Below are 248 nucleotides of genomic sequence, written 5' to 3' on the forward strand. Positions count from 1 at the left end.
GTTTCTCACGTGTGTATCGCTACTCATGCCTGCATTCTCACTCGTGAACCGTCCACAACTCGCTTCCGCGGCTGCTTCACCCGGCACACGACGCTCCCCTACCCATCCACACAGGCGTTGACCCTATGGTGTGAATGACACGACTTCGGCGGTACGCTTGAGCCCCGCTACATTGTCGGCGCGGAATCACTAGACCAGTGAGCTATTACGCACTCTTTCAAGGGTGGCTGCTTCTAAGCCAACCTCCT

Annotated in this window: 1 rRNA gene; it reads right to left on the bottom strand. The window is 56.9% G+C overall.

Features of this window, described 5'->3' with window-relative positions:
- Positions 1-248 (bottom strand): 23S ribosomal RNA (locus C1J00_RS44400); the annotation flags it as partial.

Origin of the sequence: Streptomyces cahuitamycinicus (assembly GCF_002891435.1) — a bacterium.
GTDB lineage: Bacteria > Actinomycetota > Actinomycetes > Streptomycetales > Streptomycetaceae > Streptomyces > Streptomyces cahuitamycinicus.